This is a genomic window from Streptomyces sp. CNS606, from assembly GCF_000426325.1.
In genome coordinates, this window is the sequence record NZ_AUFD01000008.1 from 136,534 (window position 1) to 160,049 (window position 23,516).

The 23,516-nt window shown below is 73.8% G+C and carries 19 protein-coding genes; 7 read left to right on the forward strand and 12 right to left on the reverse strand.

Going from position 1 to position 23,516, the window contains the following annotated elements; all coding sequences use genetic code 11:
• Positions 1-67: 67 nt before the first annotated feature.
• Positions 68-931 (reverse strand): dimethylargininase, encoded by an 864-nt coding sequence (ddaH, locus tag K304_RS0105745; protein WP_486591582.1) that lies wholly within the window; start codon positions 929-931, stop codon positions 68-70.
• A gap of 369 nt (positions 932-1,300) precedes the next feature.
• Between ddaH and K304_RS0105750 the strand changes: the two genes are divergently transcribed.
• Positions 1,301-2,038: a bifunctional DNA primase/polymerase gene (locus K304_RS0105750; protein ID WP_027762970.1), complete on the forward strand. Its 738-nt coding sequence runs from the start codon at positions 1,301-1,303 to the stop codon at positions 2,036-2,038.
• Positions 2,039-2,101: 63 nt separating this feature from the next.
• Here K304_RS0105750 and K304_RS0105755 read toward each other — a convergent pair whose 3' ends face one another.
• From K304_RS0105755 to K304_RS27490, 5 genes are all read right to left on the reverse strand, one after another.
• Complete coding sequence (locus K304_RS0105755) at positions 2,102-3,091, reverse strand: SCO2278 family lipoprotein (protein ID WP_037789324.1); 990 nt, start codon at positions 3,089-3,091, stop codon at positions 2,102-2,104.
• 105 nt (positions 3,092-3,196) lie between these two features.
• Positions 3,197-4,396, reverse strand: a complete 1,200-nt coding sequence (locus K304_RS0105760) for a sugar ABC transporter permease (protein ID WP_486591583.1) — start codon at positions 4,394-4,396, stop codon at positions 3,197-3,199.
• Positions 4,393-5,172 carry an ATP-binding cassette domain-containing protein gene (locus K304_RS0105765; protein WP_027762972.1) on the reverse strand — a complete coding sequence of 260 codons (780 nt, stop codon included), beginning with the start codon at positions 5,170-5,172 and terminating at the stop codon, positions 4,393-4,395. The genes K304_RS0105760 and K304_RS0105765 overlap by 4 nt, the downstream gene beginning before the upstream one ends.
• A gap of 25 nt (positions 5,173-5,197) precedes the next feature.
• Entirely contained in the window at positions 5,198-6,334 is a 1,137-nt protein-coding gene (locus K304_RS27485) for a substrate-binding domain-containing protein (protein WP_037789382.1), read from the reverse strand.
• A 5-nt stretch (positions 6,335-6,339) separates the two neighbouring features.
• Positions 6,340-8,847 carry a SpoIIE family protein phosphatase gene (locus K304_RS27490; protein ID WP_078528609.1) on the reverse strand — a complete coding sequence of 836 codons (2,508 nt, stop codon included), beginning with the start codon at positions 8,845-8,847 and terminating at the stop codon, positions 6,340-6,342.
• Between the two features lie 216 nt (positions 8,848-9,063).
• Here K304_RS27490 and K304_RS27495 point away from each other — a divergent pair, with 216 nt between their 5' ends.
• Positions 9,064-10,134, forward strand: coding sequence for a cation diffusion facilitator family transporter (locus tag K304_RS27495; protein WP_051307933.1), 1,071 nt, complete (start codon positions 9,064-9,066; stop codon positions 10,132-10,134).
• Between the two features lie 185 nt (positions 10,135-10,319).
• Positions 10,320-11,066: a CDP-alcohol phosphatidyltransferase family protein gene (locus K304_RS0105785; RefSeq protein WP_051307936.1), complete on the forward strand. Its 747-nt coding sequence runs from the start codon at positions 10,320-10,322 to the stop codon at positions 11,064-11,066.
• Here K304_RS0105785 and K304_RS0105790 read toward each other — a convergent pair.
• Complete coding sequence (locus K304_RS0105790; protein WP_027762974.1) at positions 11,023-11,493, reverse strand: adenylyltransferase/cytidyltransferase family protein; 471 nt, start codon at positions 11,491-11,493, stop codon at positions 11,023-11,025. The two genes, K304_RS0105785 and K304_RS0105790, sit on opposite strands and share 44 nt — an antisense overlap.
• A 202-nt stretch (positions 11,494-11,695) precedes the next feature.
• Here K304_RS0105790 and K304_RS27500 point away from each other — a divergent pair, with 202 nt between their 5' ends.
• From K304_RS27500 to K304_RS0105805, 3 genes are read left to right on the forward strand one after another with little or no spacing between them, the layout of a single operon-like run.
• Positions 11,696-12,985, forward strand: a complete 1,290-nt coding sequence (locus K304_RS27500) for a glycosyltransferase (RefSeq protein WP_078528612.1) — start codon at positions 11,696-11,698, stop codon at positions 12,983-12,985.
• On the forward strand, positions 12,982-14,760 hold the full coding sequence (locus K304_RS27505) for a lipopolysaccharide biosynthesis protein (protein WP_486591584.1): 1,779 nt from the start codon (positions 12,982-12,984) through the stop codon (positions 14,758-14,760). Before K304_RS27500 ends, K304_RS27505 begins: the two co-directional genes overlap by 4 nt.
• Positions 14,757-16,076, forward strand: coding sequence for an MATE family efflux transporter (locus K304_RS0105805; protein ID WP_037789325.1), 1,320 nt, complete (start codon positions 14,757-14,759; stop codon positions 16,074-16,076). Before K304_RS27505 ends, K304_RS0105805 begins: the two co-directional genes overlap by 4 nt.
• Here the strand turns inward: K304_RS0105805 and K304_RS0105810 are convergent.
• Positions 16,036-17,529 (reverse strand): O-antigen polymerase, encoded by a 1,494-nt coding sequence (locus K304_RS0105810; RefSeq protein WP_027762976.1) that lies wholly within the window; start codon positions 17,527-17,529, stop codon positions 16,036-16,038. The genes K304_RS0105805 and K304_RS0105810 overlap by 41 nt on opposite strands.
• Before the next feature lie 195 nt (positions 17,530-17,724).
• On the opposite strand from K304_RS0105810, the gene K304_RS0105815 reads away from it, so the two are divergent.
• Positions 17,725-18,909, forward strand: coding sequence for a glycosyltransferase (locus K304_RS0105815; RefSeq protein ID WP_027762977.1), 1,185 nt, complete (start codon positions 17,725-17,727; stop codon positions 18,907-18,909).
• Here K304_RS0105815 and K304_RS27510 read toward each other — a convergent pair.
• The 4 genes from K304_RS27510 to gmd form a co-directional block, all read right to left on the reverse strand.
• Entirely contained in the window at positions 18,857-19,714 is an 858-nt protein-coding gene (locus tag K304_RS27510; RefSeq protein ID WP_037789327.1) for a glycosyltransferase family 2 protein, read from the reverse strand. The genes K304_RS0105815 and K304_RS27510 overlap by 53 nt on opposite strands.
• Before the next feature lie 14 nt (positions 19,715-19,728).
• On the reverse strand, positions 19,729-20,232 hold the full coding sequence (locus K304_RS27515) for a hypothetical protein (RefSeq protein WP_037789329.1): 504 nt from the start codon (positions 20,230-20,232) through the stop codon (positions 19,729-19,731).
• On the reverse strand, positions 20,229-22,331 hold the full coding sequence (locus K304_RS0105830) for a CBM96 family carbohydrate-binding protein (protein ID WP_037789330.1): 2,103 nt from the start codon (positions 22,329-22,331) through the stop codon (positions 20,229-20,231). The genes K304_RS27515 and K304_RS0105830 overlap by 4 nt, the downstream gene beginning before the upstream one ends.
• Before the next feature lie 138 nt (positions 22,332-22,469).
• Complete coding sequence (gene gmd / locus K304_RS0105835) at positions 22,470-23,483, reverse strand: GDP-mannose 4,6-dehydratase (protein WP_027762979.1); 1,014 nt, start codon at positions 23,481-23,483, stop codon at positions 22,470-22,472.
• Positions 23,484-23,516 lie beyond the last annotated feature (33 nt).

Sequence of the window (23,516 nt, forward strand, 5' to 3'; positions counted from 1 at the left end):
TTCGGACGCGGTGTGCCGGTCCACGCCGGGGTGCGCGTCCGTGCGGCGCGCACCCCGGTTCCGTTCCTCAGTCCGCCGGGCGCAGCTCCGCCGTGCAGCACTTGACGCTGCCGCCGCCCTTCAGCAGCTCTCCGAGGTCGATGCCGATCGGCTCGTAGCCGCGTTCCCGCAGCGGCTCGAACAGCCCGGTCGCCGCCTGCGGGACCAGCACGTGGTGGCCGTCGCTGACGCAGTTCAGGCCGAACGCGCGGGCGTCCGCCTCGCTCGCGATCAGCGCGTCCGGGAAGAGCCGCTCCAGAACGGCTCGGCTGCCGCGCGAGAACGCGTCGGGGTAGTACATGACCTCCCCGTCGACGCCGTCGTCCAGCACGCACAGCGCGGTGTCCAGGTGGTAGAAGTGCGGGTCCACCAGGTCCAGCCCGATCACCGGGCGGCCGAAGAACTCCTGCACCTCGCCGTGCGAGAGCGGGCTGCTGCGGAAGCCGCGCCCGGCGAGCAGCCAGGACGCGGTGACGGCGAAGTCGCCCTCGCCCTCGTTGATGTGCTCCGGCTCGCGGACGTCCGCGAAGCCGTTCTCCCGGTACCACTCGGCGTGCGCGGCCGCCTCCGGCGCGCGCTCCGGGTGCGCGAAGCGCGCCCCCAGCACCCGGCCGTCGACGACCGTGGCGCCGTTCGCGGCGTACACCATGTCCGGCAGGTCGGGGTCGGGGGTCAGCTCCTCGACCGTGTGGCCCAGGGCCCGGTAGCGGTCCCGCAGGTCCTCCCACTGGGCGACGGCCAGCGGCAGGTCCACCGGCTTCCCCGGGTCCATCCAGGGGTTGATGGAGTACGTGACGCGGAAGTGCTCGGGTGGGCACATCAGGTAGCGACGCGCTTTGAACAACTCTTGCTCCTCACGGGATCGCCGTGCACTGGTGAGGCCATGGTCCACTCCCAGCGGGCTTCCTGCGAGTGTCGCGCACGGTCTTTACGGGGATTCCCACCCCCCTCCGTCACGGAAGGCGTCCTCCCCTGTGGTGGAGTATCGCGCTTCCGGCCGCCGCGCGCCCGCCCGCCCCGCTTGTGTACCGCTCCGCACGGCGGACCGCGGCCCGACCCCGGTGCGCACGGATCGGGGCGAAGAGGCAGGATGGGGGCAGGTGTCCGCGGTGCGAGGGAACAGCCCGGCCCCGTGATCCACGGATTCCGCGTCACGGCGGTGCGGCACTGCGTACCCTCGTCCGTGAGGCGGGTGCGCGGGTCCGCACGGGTGACCCGGCGCCACGGCCGAAGGTCGCGTGAGTGAGACGGTAGGCGGTAGATGGAACGCGAGAGCAGGTTCTCCCAGTGGCTGCGACGGCGTGCCCGCAACGGGGCCCGCTCCGGTCCGGATGCCGCCCGCGCCCGTGCCGAACTGCTGCTGCGCGCCGCCGAGGCAGGGTTCCCGCTCGCTCCGGCGGCGCACCCGTCGGGGTACGGCTGTTCGTGCGTACGCATCGGCTGCCCCACGCCCGGCCGGCACCCCGTGTCGTTCGCCTGGCAGACGCAGGCGACCACCGACCCGGAGCAGATCGAACGCTGGGCGGAGACGCAGCCGCAGGCCAACTTCGTCACCGCCACCGGCCGTACCCACGACGTGCTGGACGTGCCGGTCGAGGCCGGCCGCATGGCGCTGGAGAGGCTCGACGAGCAGGGCGACGACGCCGCGGCCGGGCCGGTGGCGCTCTCCGACGGGGAGCGGATGCTGTTCTTCACCGCGACCCGCGGCACCCCGGACGACGAGGACGAGTGGTGGCCGTGCGAGCTGGACTGCCACCCGGAGACCATGGACGAGCATCCGGGCCTGCGCTGGCACTGCCGCGGCAGCTACGTCCTGGTGCCGCCCGCGACGCTGCCCGGCGACCGGCCGTACGCGGACGTGCGCTGGCTGCGGCCGCCGGTGCCGGGGGAGGCGCTGCCCGAGCCGCTGACGCTGCTGGAGACGCTCACCGATGCCTGCGCCGTGCACGCGGGTGGCCGTCGGGACCACGAACCGGCCGCGCCCTGGCCGTCCCGCTGAGGGCCGGCGGGCCGCCGAGCCGTCGCCGGTGCGCGGGGCCGCCGCGCGGCCGTCAGGACCCCGTCAGGACCCCTTGACCTCGGTCAGCCCGGTCACCCGGCTGAGGAACTCCACGTCGCCGCCGTCCGCCGCCGTCGGCACCAGCACGGCCTGCTCCGAGACCCGTACGTACGTCACCGACTGCTTCGGCTCGCCCTCCATCAGGGCCTCGACGTAGGGGTCGTCGATCTCGGGGGAGTAGCCCTTCGAGGCGGTCTGCTTCATGTAGTGCTGGGAGGCGAAGAACACCACCGCGCCGCCGTCCTCGGTGCGCAGCGCGAAGGGCGTGAACCGCGGCGGCTGGACGGGCAGGTCCGCCCACTCGGTGCGGACCCGCGGCTGCTCGGCGTTCTTCGCCCGCTCCTCCCGCCAGGCGCTGGTGTGCGGCCCGGCCGCCCAGCCCTCGCCGCCCTCCTGCAGGTAGGTGGTGTAGCCCTTGCTGGCCTTCTCCGGCGGTACGGCGAGCTTCTCGGCACCGGGCTCCGCGCCCGGTCCGCCGCCGACCGGCACGTCCTGCACGTGGCCGTCCCCGTCCGTCGCGAACTCGGGGGTCTCCTCCTCGGACAGTACGGCCAGGTAGGTGGCCAGCCACGGCTCGTCGACGCCGTCGCGCTGGAACACCAGGTACCAGCGGCCGCCGTCGCCGCGGTTGCTGGCGGTGTCGGCGACGAAGGACTTGGGCCAGCCGGCCTGCTCCGGGATGAGGAACCGCGGGTCGGTCAGTTCCAGCGGGCTGAAGTCCTCGTTGCCCTGTCCGTGGACCTCGTCCCGCGCGCGCAGACCGGCCTGGTCTATCGCGCCGAGGGCGCCGCCCTCGATGGTCTTGTTCAGCTCGGCGTCGAAGGTGCGGTTGGCCTTGTTGTTGACCTCGATGAACCTGTCCAGGACCTTCTTGGCCTCGGACGTGCTGATCGCGGGCACCACGGCGGTCTCACCGTGCACCGTGATACATCCCGACAGCGTCGCCGCCAGAACCGTCGCGGTCGTCGCCGCCGTCAGCAACCGGGACCTCATCCTGGATTCCTCCCCTTGACCGCCTTCGCAGCACCGCACCCTACCGTTGTCACCGCGCGCGCCCGCGCGCGGCCCGGACACCCGTGCGCACGGCGTCGGGGCCGGTCAGGTGCGGCCGTGCAGCTGCTGTGAGCGGCGGGAGAGGGAGTCGACGACGACGGCGGCGAGCAGCACCCCGCCGGTCACCATGAACTGCACCGAGCCCTGGATGCCGAGCAGCGCCATGCCGGACGCCACGGACTGGATGACGAGCATGCCGAGCAGCGCGGACCACGGCGTGCCGTGGCCGCCGTACAGGCTGGTGCCGCCGATGACGGCGGCAGCGATGGCGTTGATCAGCAGCGTGCCCGAGCCGGAGGTCTGGCTCGCGGAGGTGATGCGCGAGGCCAGCATCAGGCCGCCCAGCGAGGCCATGGTCGAGGACACCACGAACACCGAGATGCGCACCGTGCTCACCCGCACGCCCACCCTGCGGGCCGCCTCGATGCCGCCGCCCAGCGCGAGCACCCGCCTGCCGTAGCCCGTCCGGCGCACCACGAAGTCCATCAGGGCGAGCACCACCACCAGGATGAGCAGCGCGAGCGGCAGCCCCTGGAACATGTTGAGCACGTACGCGGCCGCGAACGCGACCGCCGCCAGCAGGCCCGTGCGGGCCAGCACCTCGTTCAGCGGACGCAGCGGCAGTCCCACGGCGAGGCGCCGCCTGCGGTCCAGCCAGGCGCCGAGGAAGTACAGCCCGGTGCCGACGGCGGCCAGCGCGTACGCCGCGGCCACCTCCTCGAAGTAGGTGCTGGTGAGCATGGCGACCATGCCCTCGTCGTCGATGTTGACGGTGCCGCTGCGCCCCAGCACGAACAGCATCAGGCCGTTCCAGGCGAGCAGCCCGGCCAGCGTCACCACGAAGGCGGGCACCCCCACCTTGGCGATGAAGAAGCCGTGCACCAGGCCGATGGCAGCCCCGCACAGAGCCGCCGAAAGGAACGCCAGCCACTCCGGAACCCCCTGCTGCACGTTCAGCACGGCGAACAGTGCGGCGCCCAGGCCGCTGACCGAACCGACCGACAGGTCGATCTCGCCGACCAGCAGGACGAAGACGATGCCCGCCGCGATCAGCCCGGTGCCGACGATGTCCACGCCCAGGTTGGACAGGTTGCGGGCGGAGAGGAAGTTCGCGTTGAGGCTCTGGCAGACGATCCAGATGACCACCAGACCGATCAGCGCGGGAACGAAGCCGAGTTCGCCCCCGGCGATCCGGGTCTGGTAGCCCTCCACCCAGCCCTTGGTGATCCTGCCGGGCCTGCTCACCAGTCCGCCTCCCCGGGATGCCGGATGTCGCGGGTGACGGCGTCCCCGCTCGCTCCCGTGATGGCGGAGATGATCTGTTCCTGGGACGCGGTGGTGACGTCGAAGAGGCCGTTGTTGCGCCCCAGCCGCAGCACCGCCACCTCGTCGGCCACCGCCTTCACGTCGCCCATGTTGTGGCTGACCAGCAGCACGCCGGCGCCGCGGTCCCGCAGCCGGTCGATGAGGTCCAGCACCTGCGTGGTCTGCTGGACGCCCAGCGCGGCCGTGGGTTCGTCGAGCAGCAGCAGCTTCGGGCCGCCGAGGAACGAACGGGTGATGGCGACCGTCTGCCGCTGGCCGCCGGACAGCGACGCCACCGGCACGCGCAGGTCGGGGATGCGGATGGAGAGGGCGTCCAGCAGGTCCCGGGCGCGGCGCTCCATCTCCACCTCGTCCAGGATCCCGAACCGCCGGATCTCCCGGCCGAGGAAGAGGTTGGCGACGACGTCCAGGTTGTCGCACAGCGCCAGGTCCTGGTAGACGGTCGCGATGCCGAGGTGCTGGGCGTCCTGCGGGCGCCGGATGTGCACCGCCCGGCCCTGCCACTCGACGATCCCGCGGTCGGCCGGCCCCACTCCCGAGATCACCTTCACCAGGGTCGACTTGCCCGCGCCGTTGTCGCCGACCAGCGCCACCACCTTCCCCGCCTTGATCTCCAGCACCACGTCCCGGAGGGCGTGCACGGCGGCGAACTGCTTGGAGACGCCACGCAGCGACAGCAGCGGCAGGGGGGACACGGCGCACCACTCCTCTCCCTGCCGATTAGCCGACGAGCCCGGCCCTCGCGCAAGCCGACACGAACTTCGGCGTACAGATCTCCTCGATCGTGTACATCCCGCGCTTCACGACCGTCTCCTCGATGTTGTCGGCCGTGACCGGGATCGGGTTGAGCAGCACCGCGGGCACGTTCTTCGCGGACTCGGTGTCGACCGTCGCCCCCGCCAGCGCGTCCACGGGCTCGCCGCGGGCCAGCGCCAGGGCCATCTCGGCCGCCGCCAGGGTCTCCGGCCCGAAGGGCTTGTAGACCGTCATCGTCTGCTCGCCCTCCACGATGTCCTGGATGGCCGACAGCTCGGCGTCCTGGCCCGTCAGGGGCGGCAGCGGCTCGACGTTCTGCGCCTTGAGCGCGGCGATGACGCCGGAGGCCAGGGCGTCGTTCGCCGCGTACACGCCGTCGATGCCGCCGGGGCCCAGCGCGGCGATCGCGCCGGACATGTTCCGGTTGGCGTTCAGCGGGCTCCACTGCGGGGTGTCGTACGCCTTCGCGATCTCCACCTCGCCCTCCAGCACCGCGAGGGCGCCCTCCTCGAACGCCGCCGTGTTCGGGTCGGTGGGGTCGCCGTTCATCATCACGACCCGCGCCTCACCCGGCGGCTCGTCCATCGCCGCGAGCAGCGCCTCGCCCTGGAGCCGGCCGACCTCGTCCCCGTCGAAGGACACGAACCCCGAGATGGGTCCTTCCGTCAGCCGGTCGTAGGACAGCACCGGGATGCCGGCGTCGTCCGCCTGCTTGACGGACGACCTGAGCGCGCGGAAGTCGACCGGGGTGAGGACCAGCGCGTCCACCCCCTCGGTGATCATGGTGTCGACCTGCTGTTGCTGGGTGCCCACGTTGCCGCGGGCGTTGGCGTACTCGATCCGGCACTCGGGGCAGATGCGCTTCAGCTGCCGGGCGATCAGCGGCCGGTCGAACCCCTCCCAGCGGCCGGTGACGGCGTCCGGGAGCAGCAGCCCGACGGTGGTGACGCCGTCGGCCGGGGGCAGCGCCGAGCCGTCGGACTGGGCGGCCGTGCCGCACGCGGGGACGGCGAGCGCCAGGCAGGCGACGGCAGCGGCGAGGAGGCGCCGGGCCCGTGTGCGGACAGATGCGCCGAACGGGAGGCGCGGACGGGTCGGCACCGGCCTCACCACGCTTCCGCCGGGGGGCCGGCGAGACGGTCGCCGTCCCCCGGCTCACGGGCCGGCACCGGGACCTCCGCCCACACCTGCTTGCCGCCGCCCACCGGCACCGAGCCCCAGGCCGTGGACACCGCCTCGACCAGCAGGATGCCGCGCCCACCCGTCGCCTCCCAGTCCACGATGACCGGCTTGGCGGGCGCCCGCGGCGAGGAGTCGGTCACCGCCACCCGCAGCCGGTCCCCGGACAGCATCAGGTCCAGACGCGCCGCGCCCTGGGTGTGCAGCAGCGCGTTGGTGACCAGCTCCGAGACCACCAGCAGAGCCCCGTCCACCTCGTCGGCCAGGCCCCAGGAACGCAGCGTGCGCGCGGTGAAGCGGCGCGCGTGCAGCACGGCGTCCGGAAGTCGCCACACCGACCAGCCCGCCCGGATCGGGCGGGACGCCATGCCGTCGAACCGCAGCAGCAGCAGCGCTGCGTCGTCCTCCCGCCGGGTGACGCCGCCCACCACGTCGTCCGCCATCCGCTCCGCCGCGGCCGGGTCGGCGGCGGCCAGCAGATCGCGCACCCGGCCCATCCCCTCGTCCAGGTCGAGGCGCTTGGACTCGACCAGGCCGTCCGTCAGGAGGGCCAGGACCGTGCCGGGAGCGAGCCCGAGGGTGGTCAGGGGGTACTCGGCGTCCGGCAGCACGCCCAGCGGTGGACCACCCTCCGCCGCCACCTCTTCCGTGCCGCCCTCCGGGAGCCGCAGCACCGGCGGGATGTGTCCGGCCCGCACCACCCACGCGTGCCCCTCCTCCAGGTCGAGTTCGACGTAGGTGCAGGTGGCGAAGAGGTCGGTCTCCATGGAGACGAGCAGCCGGTTGGTGTGCGAGACGACGATGTCCGCCGGGTGCCCCTCGGCCGCGTACGCCCGGATGGCCGTGCGCAGCTGGCCCATGAGGGTGGCCGCCGCTGCGCTGTGGCCCTGCACGTCCCCGATGACCAGCGCCACGCGGCCCTCGGCCAGCGGGATGACGTCGTACCAGTCGCCCCCGACCTCCAGCCCCATCATCGAGGGCAGATAGCGGGCCACCGCCAGCCCGCCCGGCAGGTCCGGCAGCCGGCGCGGCAGCAGGCTGCGCTGCAGCGTCGTGGCCAACTCGTGCTCCGCGTCCAGCGCATGCGCCCGTTTCAGCGCCTGCCCCACCAGACCGGCCGTCGCCGTCAGCAGCGAACGTTCCTCCGCGCCGAAGACGTGCGGCGCGTCCCACCCCACGAAGCAGGCCCCCACCACCTGACCGTCGGCCGGCAACGGCAGCACGGCCAGGCCCCCCGGGCCGACGCCGGCCAGCGCCGGCTCCCGCACGGTGCCCGGCTCCCACAGGCTGGCCCGCCCCTCGCTGAGCGCGGCGTCCAACGTCGGCAGCACCCGGGCCGGTGTCCCAGGCGACCCCGCATGCCAGCCCTCCGGCCATCCGCCCGGCCCCGGCGGGTCCAGCCCCACGACCGCGAGGCGGTCACCGGCCAGCTCCGCCAGCGCCACCCGCGCCGCACCCAGCGGCTCCCGCAGCGAGTCCACCACCGCGTGGCTCACGTCCCCGACCGTCACCGCGGTGGCCAGCGCGGCGGACAGCTGCTGCAGCCGGGACACGTCGTCGCCCCCGGGACGCAGGAACGAGGAGTCCGCGATCACACCCAGCAGACGCTCCCGCCCGCCGTCCCCGCCCGGGCCCCCCTCCTCGTCGGGCAGCACCCGCGCCCGCAGCCGCAGCCAGCGCAGCTCCCCGGACGGCCGCCGCACCCGGAACTCCAGATCCCGGCCGCGCCCGTACGACGTCGGGTCCGGCTTCACCACCGTCATGAGCGCGGGCAGGTCGTCCGGCACGGTGTACGCCAGCAGCGTCTCGATCCTGGCGTCGAACTCCTCCGGATCGAGATCCACCAGTTCCAGGGCGCACCGGTCGGCGTCGATCCGGCCGGTGCCCAGGTGCAGCGTGAACGTGCCGACCCGCAGGTCCTCCAGCGCCGCCGCCGCGCGCGCACTCTCGGCGATGCCGCCGCGGCCCGCCCCGGCCGCCTCCAGCCACGTCGCGACGTGGTCGGCGTACATCTCCAGCAGCGCCCGCCGCTCGGCGCAGAAACCCTCCCCGCCGGTCTCGACGACAGCCAGGCAGCCGAAGGGCCCGGAGGCGCCGCCGAGCGGCAGGACGGCCAGCGAGAGGCGCGCCAGTTCCGGGTAGGCGGACATCGGCCACAGGGGGTGCCCGGCCCGGAAGGCGTCCGCCACGGGGGAGGACTCCGACGCCGGACAGGCGGCCGGCAGCCCGTGCTCCTCCGGCGCGCCTCCGACACTTCCGGCGGCACGCAGCACCCCGTCGGCCGGGTCCAGCAGGTACACGACCGCGAGCGTCGCCCCGGCGGACTCCAGCGCGTCGCGCCGCTCCGGGTCCACCGGCGCGCACCCCGGCCCCCGCGCCGGGTCCACGCGTGAACTCTCCGGCCCGGGCCTGGTGCGGCCGCCTGCGTCGGGCATTTCGGTATCCACCTGCCTCCATCGTCGCCGCACCGGACGGGCGCGGCCAGTCGAGGGCGGCCGCCCGGCGTCCCTCCCCGGGCCGGAGAGCGCCGGGCGGGGCCCGCAGGTGCCGTTTTGGGGCGCGCATCAGCCCACCCGTGCCGGGTACCGGTCCGTGCACCACGCGACCCCCGAACGGGGGTCCGTCCGTCCACCGACCGGGAGCCTGCGCCGATGACCGCCTGCGACGACGTCGAGCCCTCCGCCGAAGAGGCCTGCGGCCCCGTCGGCCCCGACCCGGCGGGCGAGCCGGCGCCGAAGGGCCGGCAGGAGGAGGGGGAGACGAAGGGCACCGTCTTCGTCGCCCTCGCCGCCAACCTGGTCATCGCAGCGGCCAAGGTCGTCGGCGGCCTCGTCAGCGGCTCCTCCGCGCTGCTGTCCGAGGCCGCCCACTCCGTCGCCGACAGCCTCAACGAGGTCTTCCTCCTCGCCTCGCTGCGCCGCAGCCGCAAACGCCCGGACGCCTCACACCCCTTCGGCTACGGCAAGGAGCGCTACTTCTGGTCGCTGCTCGCCGCCGTGGGCATCTTCGTGATGGGCGGCTGCTTCTCCGTGTATCAGGGAGTCCACGCCCTGCGCTCCGACGCCTCCGAGCCCTCCGGCGGGTACCTGATCGCCATCCTGGTGCTGGTCGCCGCCGGACTCATGGAGGGCACCTCGCTGGCCCGCGCGCTGTGGCAGGTCCGCAGGGAGACGAGGACGACCGGCCGCCCGTTCCGCAGGCAGCTCCGCGAGACGGAGGACCCGGCCCTGCGCACCGTCATCGGCGAGGACGGCGCCGCCGTCACCGGCGTCCTGGTCGCCCTCGCCGGGATCACCGCCCACCTGCTCACCGGCGACACCCTCTGGGAGGGCCTCGCCTCCCTCGGCATCGCGGCGCTCCTCGTCTATGTCGCCTACCGCCTGGGCCGCGAGGCCCGGGACCAGCTCGTCGGCCAGGCCATGGACTCACCCCTGCGCCGCGAGGTCCACGCCTTCCTCTGCGGCCAGCCGGAGATCGACGCCGTCACCGACCTGCTGACCATGCGTCTCGGCCCCGGCTCGGGCCTGCTGGCCGCCCGCGTCGACCTCGTCGGCGGCTCCGACAGCGAGGAGGTCGAGGAGTCGGCGGTCCGCATCAAGCGCGACATCGTCCACCGCTGGCCCGAACTCGACCACGTCTTCCTCGACATCACCGACGCGAGTCCCGGCGACCGCCGCCGCGCCCGCCTCCTCCACGACGACCTCAACGGCGCCTCGGACTGACGGCCCTCAGCGGAGCCCGCCGCCCCGTACGGCGAGGGACGGGGACAGGCACAGGCGCGCCCTCAACGGGCTCCTGGTCGCCGCCGGCAGGATCGAGTGGTGGCGAGGGGATCGGTCGTCGGACTGCGCGTGGCGGAGGGCCGGTGACAGGATGCGGACGGGAGTCGATCGGGAGGGGCGGGAGCATGACGCAGGTGGGGGAGCGGGCCGGGTACGGGTCGTACGGGGAGGCGCTCGGGGCGTTGCGGGAGGCGCAGAAGAGCGCCAAGGGGGTGTCGCTGTACTCGCGGTACGTGAACCGGCCGGCGGGCAGGGTGCTGGCGGCCGGGGCGTACCGGGCGGGGCTGACCCCGAACCAGGTGACCGGCGTCAGCGCCGCGTTCAGCTTCGCGGGGATCGGTGCGCTGGCGGCGCTCCCGCCGTCGTGGCCGCTGGCGTGCGCGGTGTACGCGGCGCTCGCGGTCGGCTTCGCGTTCGACTCGGCGGACGGGCAGCTCGCCCGGCTGCGCGGGGAGAGCAGTGCGGCGGGGGAGTGGCTGGACCACGTCGTGGACTGCGCGAAGATCACCGCGCTGCACGCGGCGGTGCTGGTGGCCTTCTTCCGCTTCTTCGACCTGCCCGACCCGGCATGGCTGTTGCTGCCGCTCGGGTTCCAACTCGCAGCCGTGGTGATCTTCTTCGGTGGCCTGCTCACGGACAAGCTGAAGCCGAAGCCCGCCCCCGGGGCGCCGCGCCCGGCGCCGTCGGCGCTGCGGGCGGTGGCGCTGCTGCCGGTGGACTACGGCGTGTTCTGCGCCGTGTTCCTGCTGCTGGGCAGCGAGACGGCGTTCCGCACCGGGTACGCCGTCCTCGCCGCCGTACACGCGGCGTTCCTCGTCGCGTTCTGCGTCAAGTGGTTCCGGGAGCTGTCCGCCCCGCGACCGCCGGCGTGACGGCCGGGGGCGCCAGCGCGTCCAGGGCGCGGCGCAGCTGCGTGCTGGAGGTGTGCATGGTGTACGGGAAGTAGACGACGTCCACGCCCACGGTGCGGAAGTCCGCCTCCAGCCGGTCGCCCTTCGCGGTGCCCCGCCAGTCGTCGCCCTTGAAGAGGACGTCGAAGCGGACCTGCTGCCACGTCTCCAGCTTGTCCGGCACCGTCTCGACGAACGCAGCGTCCACGAACCGGATGCTGCGGACGATCTCCAGGCGCTCGACCAGCGGAACCACCGGCGGGCGGCCCTTGGCCCGTTCGGCCATCTCGTCGGACACCACCCCGGCGACGAGGTAGTCGCACCTGCTGCGGGCGTGCCGCAGCAGGTTCAGGTGGCCGACGTGGAACAGGTCGTACGCGCCCGGCGCGTAGCCGACGGTGTGCGTCATGTGCCGCTTCCCCCCACGGGATCCGGATGTCCGGTCGGGCAGGCCGGTCCCCTCCGGCGCCCTCGCGGGCAGATCTTTCCATAAACCGAGGAAATCGGGACCTTGTTGTGCAGATGATGTGCTCGCGGCGCTAGGCTGCCGCTTCGGGGTATCGGGGGCGCCGCGTCACGCGGCGGACACATCGAGGGGGAGGGGTACGCGTATGTCCGCGTCGACGGGTGCGCCGGGAGCGTTCGCAGGCCGAAGAGTGCTGCTGGTGTCCACCAACTACGCTCCGGAACAGGCCGGCATCGGCCCCTACGCCACGCAGACCGCCGAGCACTGGGCCGCCGAGGGCGCGGAGGTGCACGTGCTGGCCGGCATGCCGCACTACCCCGCCTGGCGCACCGACCCGGCCTACCGGAGTGCCTGGGCCCGCACGGAGAGGCGGAACGGCGTCCGCGTGCACCGGCGCCGGCACACCGTGCCGCCCCGGCAGACCGCCGTGCGGCGCGCGCTGTACGAGGCGTCGATCCTCGCGCACGGGGCTCTCCTCCCGCCGCGCATGCCCCGCCCGGACGCCGTCGTCGCCCAACTGCCCAGCCTGGCCGGCGGCGTGCTGGCCGCACGTTTCGCCCGCCGGCAGGGCGTGCCCTTCGTGCCCGTGGTGCAGGACCTGATGGGCGCCGCCGCCGCGCAGAGCGGCATCCGCGGCGGCGACCGGGCGGCGACCGTCGCGGCGGCCGTCGAACGGCACGTGCTCAGCGGCGCGACGCTGGTCGGCGTCATCCACGAGTCCTTCGTCGAACGGGTGGCCGCCGCGGGCGTGCCCCGCGACCGCGTGCGGCTGGTGCCCAACTGGTCGCACGTCGCGGCGCCCAGGGCGTCCCGGCGCGAGACCCGGAGGGCCCTCGGCTGGCCCGAGGACCGCACCGTCGTGCTGCACTCCGGCAACATGGGCCTCAAGCAGGGCCTGGAGGTGCTGGTGGAGGCGGCCCGCGAGGCACCCGAGGTGCTGTTCGTCCTCATGGGCGACGGCAACCAGCACGCCCGCCTGCGCGCGTGCGCGGCCGGGCTGCCGAACGTGGAGTTCCGCCCGCCCGCCGAGGAGGACGCCTTCCCCGACGTGCTGGCCGCGGCCGACGTCCTCGCCGTCACCCAGCGGGCGTCCGTGCTCGACATGAGCGTCCCCTCCAAGCTGACCTCCTACTTCGCCGCGGGCCGCCCCGTCGTCGCCTCCGTCGCGGCGGGCGGCGGCACCGCCGAGGAGGTGCTCCGCTCCGGAGCGGGCGAGCTGGTGCCCCCGGAGGACCCGGCGGCGCTGCTCCGCGCCGTCCGCGACGTCGCGTCCGACGCCGAGGCGGCGGCCGCGGTCGGCGCACGCGGCCCGGCGTACGTGTCCGCGCGGCTGAGCCGGGCGGCGGGCCTGCGCCGCATGACCGAACTGCTCGACGAGGCGCTGACGGCCGGTGAGGGCCGGGCGGCGGCCCGGGAGAGGGAGGCACTGCTGTGAGAGAGGGCGCACCGGGCGACGCGTCGGGCCGGGTCGTGCAGGCCCACGACGAACCCGACCTCCTGCGGGAGCAGTTCCGGCAGCTGCTGCGCTACCGCACGCTGATCACCGTGGGTGTGGTGCTCGGCGTGCTCGCCGGGCTCGCACTGGCCCTCTCCCGCGGCGACTCCTACACGGCCTCCAACGAGGTCGCCCTGCGACCCAGCACCCAGGCCATGCAGGAGCTCGGCACCGACGGGGAGGTGAGCATGGGCTCCGAGCGCCGCACGGCGCTCAGCCGGGTCGTCTCGCGGCAGGCCGCCCGGGACCTCGGGCTGCCCACCGGCCGGGCGGAGAACCTGGCGCGGGACCTTCAGGTCACCAACCCGCCCAACACCGCGGTGCTCCGCTTCGCGTACACGGCCGAGTCGCCCGTCGAGGCCGCGAAGCGCGCCAACGCCTTCGCGCGCGCCTATCTCGATTTCCGGCAGCAGGAGACCGCCGACCGCATCGAGCACATGATCGGCTCGTACAAGGAGCAGCGGAAGCCGCTGGTGGAGGAACGGGACCGGCTGGCCGCCGAACTGGACACCGTGGGCGGCGGCGAGGGCTACGACTCCGTCGTCTCCTCCCACACCTCCTTCGTCGGCCAGATCGCGGACATCAACAGCCGGATCAGCCAGCTGGAGGCGCTCGACACCACACCCGGCCGGGTCGTGTCCGAGGCGACCGCGCCCGAGGCGCCCTCCGGGCCCGGCCTGGTGCTCCTCCTCGTGCTCGGCGCCTTCGTCGGAGTGGGGCTCGGCCTGCTGGCCGCCTGGGTCCGGCTGGTCTTCGACCCGACCGTACGGTCCCCCGGTGACGTCGTCCGCGCCCTGCGCGCCCCCGTCCTGGGCGTCCTGCCCAAGCAGCGGCGCGGCCAGCCGGAGCCGCTGCTCGCCGAGGGCCGGCTCGCCGAGGAGTACCGCTCGGTGGCCTTCCGCCTCGCCTACGACGAGACGTTCGCGCAGCGACGGCGGCTGCTGGTCGTGGCGCCGCGCGGCGGCATCGACAGCGTCCTGGCGGCGTCCGTCAACCTCGCCGCGGCGTTCGCCGAGATGGGCAGGGACGCGCTGCTCATCGAGGCGAACCTGCGGACGCCGGTGCTGCGCGACCAGCTGCACCACGCCGACGGGATGCGGCCCGGCTGGGCCGAGTCGGCGGACGACGAGGTCGGCGACTGGCCCGCCGGCCGCCGGGTGCCGATCGACGCCGGGGAGTCCGGCGTGTTCGACCTGGTGCCGGGCCGCCGGGTGCGGAACGTGCCCCGCGCCCTCACCTCCTCGTCCGCGACCCGTCTGATCAGCCGGGCCGAGGCCCGCAACTCGGTCCTCGTCGTCCTCGCCCCGGCCGTGCTGTCCTACGCCGACGCCATCGCGCTCACCGACCGGGTCGACGCCGTCCTCGTGGTCTGCGATCCACGCGAGGTGCGGCGCGACGACCTGGACCGGGTGCGCGAACTCGTCGTCGGGGCCGGCGGTGTGCTGCTCGGCGCCGTGCTGCACTCCGAGGGCGGCGCGGCGCGGGAGACGAAGGGCCGCGCTCCGCGCAGGCAGCCGGCTCCGGAGACGAGCTCCCGCAGCGGCCGCACCACGTCCGACGCTTCCTCGGTGACCAGGGAGTGGGACCGCGCGGGCGCCCGCGAAGCGGAGCGGCAGCGCCGTGAGCCGGTGGACGCACGGGAGGTCGGCGTGGACACGGTGGGGCTCCGGATCGTCGACCGCGCCGACATCGAAGACGGCGCGCCGCACAGGTGAGCGAGGCGCCCGACGGGCGGCGGCCCACCGCGCGCGGCGCCGTGCTCTGCTCGGTCGCCGACCAGGGCGTGGCGGCGCTGACCAACATCGCCGTCCTCGTCGTGGCCGCCCGGCAGTCGACGGCCGCCGGATTCGCCGTGTTCTCCGTGGTCTACACGGTCTTCGCGGTGCTGCTCGGCCTGTCCTCCGCCTACGTGGGGCAGGCACTGGTCCTGGAACGCGGGGAGACCCGCGCCGTGCGCACCGCCTGCCGCTCCGCCGTCGCCTTCACCGCCTCCGCCGCGGCGGTCCTCGCCGCCTGCGCGGCCCTCGTGCTGTGGCCGCTCACCGCGGGCGCCGGCGCGGGCGGCGGCGTCGACGGGTACGGGCAGCGGCTCACGGACGGCATGCTGGCGCTCGCGCTCGTGCTGCCCGTGGTGCTCACCCAGGACGCCCTCCGCTACGCCTTCTCCGCGCTCCACCTCCCCGGGCGGGCCCTCGTCGCCGACCTGCTGCGCCTCGCCGTGGCCGTTCCGGTGCTCGCCGTGCAGCCCCACCAGGCGTCCCCCGCGCGGCTGGTGGCCGTCTGGGGGCTGTCCGCGCTGCCCGCCCTGGTCGCCGGGCTGCTGCTGCTCGCGCCGCGCGTGCGGCAGGCCGCCACCGAGCCGCGACGCCTGCTGCGCCGCGGCCACCTGGGGCGCCGCTTCGCCGTCGAGTTCTCCGTCGGCAATGCCGGCACCCAGCTCGCCGTCATCGGACTCGGCCTGCTGGCCACGCCGCTCGCGGTCGGCGCCCTGCGCGGCGCCACCACGCTCTTCGGCCCGCTCAACGTGCTGTTCAACGCCGCCACCGGCTTCGGCCCACCCCTGCTGAACCGGCTGGTGAGCCCCGCGCGCAAGGCCCGTACGGCGGCGGTCACCGGCGGCGTACTGGCCGCCGTCGCCGGGGCGTGGGCCGTCGTGCTGGCGCTGCTGCCGGACGGCGCGGGGCGCATGCTGCTCGGCGACACCTGGGACGCGTCGTCCGCGCTGCTGTCCGCCACCGGCAGCCAGTACGCCGCGATGGCGCTGGGCACCTGCGCGTTGCTCGCCCTGCGCGTGCTGCGGCCGCGCACCACCCTGCTGCTGCAGGTCGTCTTCTCCTCGGTCTCGGTGTGCTGCCTGCTGGCCGGGTACGCGCTCGGCGGCGTACTCGGCGCGGCCTGGGGGCTGTGCGCCGGTTCGGCGGCCAAGGCGGCGGCCGGCTGGCTGCGTACGGCGGCCGTGGTGCGTACGTGGGACGGACACGCCTCCGGCGTCAGCGCAGCATCCGCCGCGGATCCGGCCGGAAGGTCGTGACCAGGGCCAGGCACAGCACGGCGATCGCGACGCGGCCGCTCGCCTGGAGCAGCGGGCCGCGCAGCAGGATGAAGCCGTACCCGGCGACGAGCGGGATCACCACGGCCATCACGTGGCCCGGACGGGGGTCGTCCAGCGTCTGCGACACGTACCGGCGGTCCGCACGGGAGGCGGCGTAGCCCACTCCGACGAAGCCGAGCGCCATGCCGAACGGGCCGAAGTCCAGCCACAGTTCGGCCCACAACGGGGACGACAGGTTGGTGTTGTTCATGCCCATCCACTCGCCGACGCGCACGCCCGAGTCCTCCGGCTTGCCGCTCCACACCGAGCGCGGTACGAAGAACAGCAGCGTCCCGGAGAGCTGCCGGCCGTAGGTGTGGCCGGTACCGGCGTCCGCGAACGAGACGGTGTTCGCGATCATCCCGACCTGGTCGTAGTCCTTGAGGGTCAGCGGCACCAGCACCGACTCGGTCTCCCGGGCCGGGCCGCTGTCCTCGGCGTACCGGAAGCGGTCGGCGAAGGGGAACACCACGAGCGCCACCACCGCACCCAGCGCGAGCGCGCTGCGGTACATCACGGGGCTGCGGGGGAACGCCGTGAACAGGAGCGCGAAGAGGACGGTCAGGAACCAGTAACGCGGGTTGGAGATCGGGTTGTTGACCACGGCGTTCACGCCGAGCGTCACCACCCACAGCAGGGGGACGAGCGGCCGGCGGCGGGCGGTCCGCGAGGTCACCAGCCAGCGTGTGAGCAGCAGCAGCGCGAGCAGCGCCGGAACGGTTCCGAAGCCGCGCAGGAACGCCGAACCCGCCTGCGACACGGCCGCCGCGCCCGCGGCCGGCCCGAGGGCACCGGCGACGCTCTCGCTGATCTCCTGCCGGCTGCTGAAGAACACGCCGAGGCCGCCCAGCCGCATGACCATCAGGGCGCTCGCCGCCCAGGAGAACACCACGAACACGTACAGCCGGGGGCGGTGCACCGAGGCCGCGGCCCGGGGCACGACGCGGCGCACCGAGGGCCGGTGCCGGGCCAGCAGCGCCCCCACGTCGAAGGCGACGACGCCCACCAGGACCAGGGCGATGGCCAGGACGGTGTCCGAACGCGGGCCCACCACCGGTGTCGGCACCCGGTCCAGCACCGTCTGGGCGAGCGGGGCGATGCCCATCGCGATGTAGACGAAGAGCCAGAAGGAGCCCTGCACGAGGCGGCGCCGCGCGGACAGCACCATCGCGGTCAGCCGGGCGCCGGCGTAGACGCAGACGGTGAGCTGGAGCCAGAACGCCTCGTCGTGCGCGCCGGGGCCGGGCTGGGTCGCCACCCAGCCGGGCAGTACGGCGACCAGGCCGAGCGCGAAGGGCACGGCCAGCGCCCGGGACAGGGCCGCGCGCGGGCCCGCGTCGGGTGCGGTGGTGGGAGCGGGGACCGCGGCGCCGGGCCGTACGTCGACCGCCATGCGTCCCCCTCGCTCCCCGACAGCCGGAAACCCCGAAACCCCGAAAGCCCGGAGTCCGACGACTTCCCCGAGCCCCCCGAAAACTCCCCGATCCTCCCGCAGTGTAGCGATCGGCACCCGGACAACGCGGGTCGAAGCTAAGCTGATCCGGATTTCGCGCGCCATGGGGAGGGTGCGCAGGGGAGGGGAGAGACGTTGCGGGTTCTGCATGTCGTCACGCTGCACACGCCCACGCACGACTTCGGCGGTCCGACGCGAGTGGCGCTCAACCTGTCCCGGGGGCTGCGCGCCCGCGGGGTGCAGGCGGCGATGGTCGCGCTGGGCGACGGGTTCGACGGTGAGATGCCGCGTGAGGTGGACGGTGTGCCGGCCCGGCTGTACCAGGCGCGGCACGTGCTGCCGCGTTTCGAGGTCAGCGGGATCACCTCGCCGTCCCTGCTGGCCGACGCCCGCCGTCTGGTGCGCTCCGCGGACGTGGTGCACGTCCATCTGATGCGGGACCTGGTCACGCTGCCCTACGCGCTGGCGGCGCTGCAGTGCGGCCGTCCGCTGGTCCTCCAGACGCACGGGATGATCGACCCGACCGAGAAGCGCGCGGCGCAGCTGGTCGACGTGCTCGGGCTGCGCAGGGTCCTGAAGAAGGCCGACGCCGTGCTCCACCTCACGGAGCAGGAGCGCCGGGACACCGCCGCCGTCGTGGCGCCCGAGCCGATGGCGCCCGCGTACCGGCTGGTGAACGGCGTCGAACCGCAGCAGCGCCGGCCGGAGCGGGACGGGCGGCCGCCCACCGTCCTCTACCTCGCGCGGGTGCAGGAGCGGAAGCGGCCGCAGGACTTCGTCTCCGCGATCCCCACCGTGCTGGCCAAGTACCCCGACACGCGCTTCGTGCTGGCGGGCCCCGACACCGGCGCCATGGCCGACGACATGCTCGCGCTGGCCCGGTCGCTCGGTGTCGGCCACGCGCTGGACTACGTGGGGCCGCTGGACCACGACGCCGTCATGGCCCGGCTGCGCGCGTCGGACGTGTACGTGCTGCCCGCGATCGTGGAGCCGTTCGCGGTGTCGGTGCTGGAGGCGATGTCGGTGGGGCTGCCGGTGGTCGTCACCCGCACCGGAGGACTCTCCCCGGACGTCGGCGCGGCCGGCGCCGGACGGCTGGTCGACAGCCGTCCCGACGCGGACAACGGCGAGCGCGTCGGCCAGGCGGTGCTGGAGCTGCTGGACCCCGCCGCCAACGCCGAGGCGTCGGCGGCGGCCCACCGGCTGATCGGGGACAGCTTCACCCTCGAAGGTGTCGTGGACACCCTCCAGGAGATCTACGAGCGGGTCATCGCGGCGCGTCCGGGCGGTCTGCGAGCCACCCGTACTCGCGGGTCTTGAGCCCGATCTGCCACCGGTAGAAGCTCATGGCCAGCGCGTAGTCCAGGCCGGCCCGGCCGTCCAGGAAGCCGCGCTTGACCAGGTAGGCGTAGCCGAACGAGACCAGCGGCTTGAACGGCGCCCGGTGGAACACCTGCCCCTGCCGGGTCTTGGCCTTCCGGATCTGCTCCCGCACCTCGGGGTGGTGCTCCAGCCAGGCCTCCCAGTCGGCATACCGGTTGTGCCGGTCGAACCAGGTGCGCACCGGGTCCAGGTCCTCGTGCTCGATGGTTCCCTTCAGCCGCACCACCGGGTCGGCCAACGGCTGGTAGTGGCCCTCCTGTTCGCCCATGCCGGGCGCCCGCAGGTCGTCCGGCTCCGGGAAGCGGGCCCGGGTGCGGTCCAGCAGGGCGCGCTTGACGATGGTGTAGCCGTGCCGCAGCCGCCGCCCGGCGAACCAGTAGCCCAGCGGGATGTCGAACGCGGCCGGACGCACCGTCATGCCCGGCGGGACGTCGAAGATCCGCCGCAGTTCGGCGAGCAGTTCGGGCCCGACTCTCTCGTCGCCGTCGACGAACAGCATCCAGTCGGTCCCGGGGCGGACGTGGTCCAGGCACCACTGCTTCTTCTTGGGGTACTTCCCGTCCCAGGTGTAGGAGACGACCTCCGCCCCCGCCGCCTTGGCGAGGGCGCGGGTGTCGTCGGTGCTGTCCGAGTCGACCACGACGACGGCCTCGAAGTGGTCCACGACGGACCGGACGGCCGCCGTGATGTTCTCCGCCTCGTTCCGGGTGGGTATCGCGACGACGATGGGCAGCTTGCGCACGCGGTTCTCTCTCCTCAGTCGAGCAGGCCGGCGGCCTGGAGCAGGGGCTTGTGCTTCGGGCACAGGTGCAGGACGGCGTCCTTCGCGTCGGCGATCTCGCCGGACCGCAGCGCGCCGACGGCCGCCTTCCGATCGACCTTCGCGGTGCGTCCGATGCGCTGGCAGGCGGCTTGCCCGGCCTCCAGCACGGCGGCCGGCTCGTAGCCCTCGGGCACCCGTTCGACCAGGTACTCCTTCTGTTTCTCCGTGAAGCTTCCGGTGGCCGGGGTCAGTTCCGCCTTCGGCACCGTCGGCTGCTCCGCGGCCCCGCCCTTCCCCTCCTTCTCACGCTTCTCACGGGTCGGCTCGCCGTCGCCCGGACCGGCCGCGGAGGCGTCCGGCGACGGGCTCGCGGCCCCCGGCGCGGGCCCGCGGTCCGGTGCGGGGTCCTCGCCGCTGCCGCATCCGGTTCCGGCGACCGCCACGGCGGCCGTCAGGACGACGGCCGCCGCGGCGTTCCGGAGGGTGCGGGCCCTCACGGCGCCTCGAAGGTGAGGCTGAGCTTCGGGCTGCGGTTCTCCCCGGCCTCGTGGGCCCACACCCACAGGCTGTCGGTGCCCTGGCTGGTCACCGCCACGTTCAGCGGGCCGTCCAGCGAGCCGGCGACCCCTGCCGGGTCGAGCGTGACGGGGTAGCCGGTCTGGAGCGCCGACGGGGCCTTCAGGGTGCCGAGCACCGTGCTTCCCAGCGAGGGTCTGGTCGACCACGTGGTGCCGCCCTCGGACCAGCTGCCCGTGACCGGCACGACGGTGTGGTCGTCCGCGGACGCGGCGTAGGAGTCGCCGCTGGTGGTGAGGGTGAGCGTGGCGCCGGTCAGCGTCATGCCGGCCGGAGCGTCGGGAAGGTCGAACCGCAGGTAGGACTGGTACGCGGAGGTGCCGCGCACCGCGAGCTGCTGGTGTCCGCCGTAGTTGGCGGACCCCGCGGAGCCGTTCACGTAGGTGTCGGCCTCGGCGGGAACCTCCAGAGTGATCTGCGAGGGGGTGCCCGGTGTCGTCACCGTGGCGCTCTGGGACGCCTGGCTGGTGTTGGCGCCGCCCGCGTCGCTCGCCGTGATCCGGTAGCTGTAGGTCGTGCCGCTGTCCACCTCGGTGTCGGTGAAGCGGAGCGTCGGCCGGTCCCAGAACACCGAGTCGGCGGTCAGGGTGTGCACCGGTTCGCTGGAGCCGTTCCGGTAGACCTTGTACGTCAGCGCGCTGTCGTCCTCGTCGGTCGAGGCCCGCCAGCTCACCCGCACGCCGTCGGAGACGTTCGCCGCGCCGACCTCGTCGGGCACCGTGGGCGCGCCGGTGTCCGGTCCGGTCGCGAACCGGACGAGGCCCTGCTGCCGCATGTTGCCGTGGGTGACGATGCGGGTGAACTCGCCGCCGACCCACATGTAGTCCGTGCCGCCGCGGGCGGACACCACCATCGCGCGCGGACCGATCTGCTCGGTGCCGGACGGACCGTCGTCGGTGTCGGGGAACCAGCTGAGCAGCGGAGTCGGGTCGTGCACCGACTCGGCCAGCAGGTGCTGACGCTCGTGCAGCTCGGGGAACTGCCCCATGCTGCGGCAGTTGTGCGCGTGCGAGGCGCTGTAGAGCACCTCGTCGTGCACCACGACGTCCTGTGTGGCACCGAGGCAGGTGTCGCGCCAGCGCTGGCCGAAGTCGTCCAGGTCGAGCGCGATGCGGCCGTCGAAGACGCCGCCGCCGGTGCCCTCGTTGGCGGTGTAGACGCCGGTGGCGTCGGTGGTGAGGCCCTTGACGACCGAGTTGTCGTCGATGAAGTTCCCGCCGTACCGCCGGGTCAGTGCGCCGCTGTCGGCGTCGACGACGGCGAGGGCGTGCGAATAGCGGTCGCGGACGTAGAAGAAGTCGCCGCCGATGACGACGTTCTCGCCGTCGGGTGTGACCTCCAGCGCGCGTCCCACCCCGCTGTCGGCCTGCGGGTTCCAGGGTTTGAGCGCACCGTCCGTGCCGACCGCCGCGAAGTAGCCGCGGCTGTTGTTCTCCACCGAGGTGAAGTCGCCGCCGAGGTAGACGGTGTCCTCCGTGACGCCCAGCGCCCGCACGGTGGCGGACACCCCGACCTTGAAGCCCGTACGGACCGAGCAGTCGTCCAGGTTCACCGCGGCGAGGTTGCTGACCGAGGTGCCGTTGACGGCCCCGAACCTGCCGCCGGCGTACAGCGTCGAACCGTCCGGAGAGACGGCGAGCGCCCGCACGGTCGCCGTGCCGCTGCCGACGGTGAACGACAGGTCGCAGCCCTGGACCGGGGCGCCGGTCGCGGCGTTGAGCGCGACGAAGTTGAGCGCTCCCGTCTCGTCGGTGCCCGGCGCCGCGCCCGGCGGGCGGACGGCGGAGAAGGTGCCGCCCGCGTAGACCACGCCGCCCGCCTGGGCGAGTGCCCAGACCACGCCGTTGGTCTGCCACGTCGGCAGGTCGTCGGCGGTGAAGGCGACCGGCGGGGTGACGGCCTCCGCCTCCGGGGCGCCGGTGACCTGTGCGCCCGTCCAGGACGCCGCGGTCAGCGCCAGTACCGCGGCGAGTGCGCCGGCTCTGCGCCGGCGACGCCCGGTCTTGCTCGTACTGCCCATCGCTTGCACCTCGTTCTCACGGTTCCGGGTGGCCCCGGTGGTTCCGGTGGTTCCGTTGTTCAAGTGGTTCCGGTGGTACTGCCGGTGCCGGGCGGCACCGGTGGTCTGCGGGGCCCGGGAGGGGCCCGTGGGGCGGGGTCAGCGGTCGATGCGGACCGTCTCGCCGGAGAGCTCCGCCTCCAGCGCGCCGATGTCGGCCTCGACCATCACGCGGGCCAGCTCCGGCCAGCGCACCCGCGGCTTCCAGCCCAGCACCTTCTCGGCCTTGGAGGCGTCGCCGATCAGCGCGTCCACCTCGGTCGGCCGTTCGTACTTGGCGTCGAAGCGCACGTACTCCTCCCAGTCCATGCCGGCCGCGCCGAACGCGGCGCCGAGGAAGTCGCGCACCGAGGCCGCCTCGCCGGTGGCGACGACGTAGTCGTCGGGGGTGTCGTGCTGGAGCATCCGCCACATCGCCTCGACGTACTCCGGGGCGTAGCCCCAGTCGCGCACGGCGTCGAGGTTGCCCAGGAACAGTTCCTTCTGGAGCCCCGCACGGATGCGGGCCACCGCGCGGGTGATCTTCCGGGTCACGAAGGTCTCACCGCGGCGCGGCGACTCGTGGTTGAACAGGATGCCGTTCACCGCGAAGAGTTCGTACGCCTCGCGGTAGTTGACGGTCGACCAGTAGCCGAAGACCTTCGCACAGCCGTACGGGCTGCGCGGGTGGAAGGGGGTGCCCTCGTTCTGCGGCGGGGGAGCGGACCCGAACATCTCGGAGGAGGACGCCTGGTAGATGCGGGTGTCGATGCCGCTGGCGCGGATGGACTCCAGCAGCCGCACGGTACCCATGCCGGTGACGTCACCGGTGTACAGCGGGGCGTCGAAGGAGACGCGCACGTGCGACTGGGCGCCGAGGTTGTACACCTCGTCGGGCCGCAGGTCGCGCAGCAGGTTCACCAGCGCGACGCCGTCGGTCAGGTCCGCGTGGTGCAGTATCAGCCGCCGCTCGGCCTCGTGCGGGTCCTGGTAGAAGTGGTCCAGCCGCGCGGTGTTGAAGGACGACGAGCGGCGCAGCAGCCCGTGCACCGTGTAGCCCTTCGACAGCAGCAGCTCCGCCAGGTACGAGCCGTCCTGGCCGGTGACCCCGGTGATGAGTGCGCTCTTGGTCATCGACAACCCCCTGGCCGGTCAAAGAACATGACA

What these genes read in the sequence shown, in the direction of transcription:
- K304_RS0105790 (WP_027762974.1), bottom strand. Translation starts at nt 11,493, where the DNA reads ATGACGCACACCGTCGGCTACGCGCCGGGCGCGTACGACCTGTTCCAC.
- gmd (WP_027762979.1), bottom strand. Translation starts at nt 23,483, where the DNA reads ATGACCAAGAGCGCACTCATCACCGGGGTCACCGGCCAGGACGGCTCG.
- K304_RS0105785 (WP_051307936.1), top strand. Translation starts at nt 10,320, where the DNA reads ATGACGCAGGTGGGGGAGCGGGCCGGGTACGGGTCGTACGGGGAGGCG.
- K304_RS0105755 (WP_037789324.1), bottom strand. Translation starts at nt 3,091, where the DNA reads ATGAGGTCCCGGTTGCTGACGGCGGCGACGACCGCGACGGTTCTGGCG.
- K304_RS27500 (WP_078528612.1), top strand. Translation starts at nt 11,696, where the DNA reads ATGTCCGCGTCGACGGGTGCGCCGGGAGCGTTCGCAGGCCGAAGAGTG.
- K304_RS0105810 (WP_027762976.1), bottom strand. Translation starts at nt 17,529, where the DNA reads ATGGCGGTCGACGTACGGCCCGGCGCCGCGGTCCCCGCTCCCACCACC.
- K304_RS27490 (WP_078528609.1), bottom strand. Translation starts at nt 8,847, where the DNA reads ATGCCCGACGCAGGCGGCCGCACCAGGCCCGGGCCGGAGAGTTCACGC.
- K304_RS27495 (WP_051307933.1), top strand. Translation starts at nt 9,064, where the DNA reads ATGACCGCCTGCGACGACGTCGAGCCCTCCGCCGAAGAGGCCTGCGGC.
- K304_RS0105750 (WP_027762970.1), top strand. Translation starts at nt 1,301, where the DNA reads ATGGAACGCGAGAGCAGGTTCTCCCAGTGGCTGCGACGGCGTGCCCGC.
- K304_RS0105830 (WP_037789330.1), bottom strand. Translation starts at nt 22,331, where the DNA reads ATGGGCAGTACGAGCAAGACCGGGCGTCGCCGGCGCAGAGCCGGCGCA.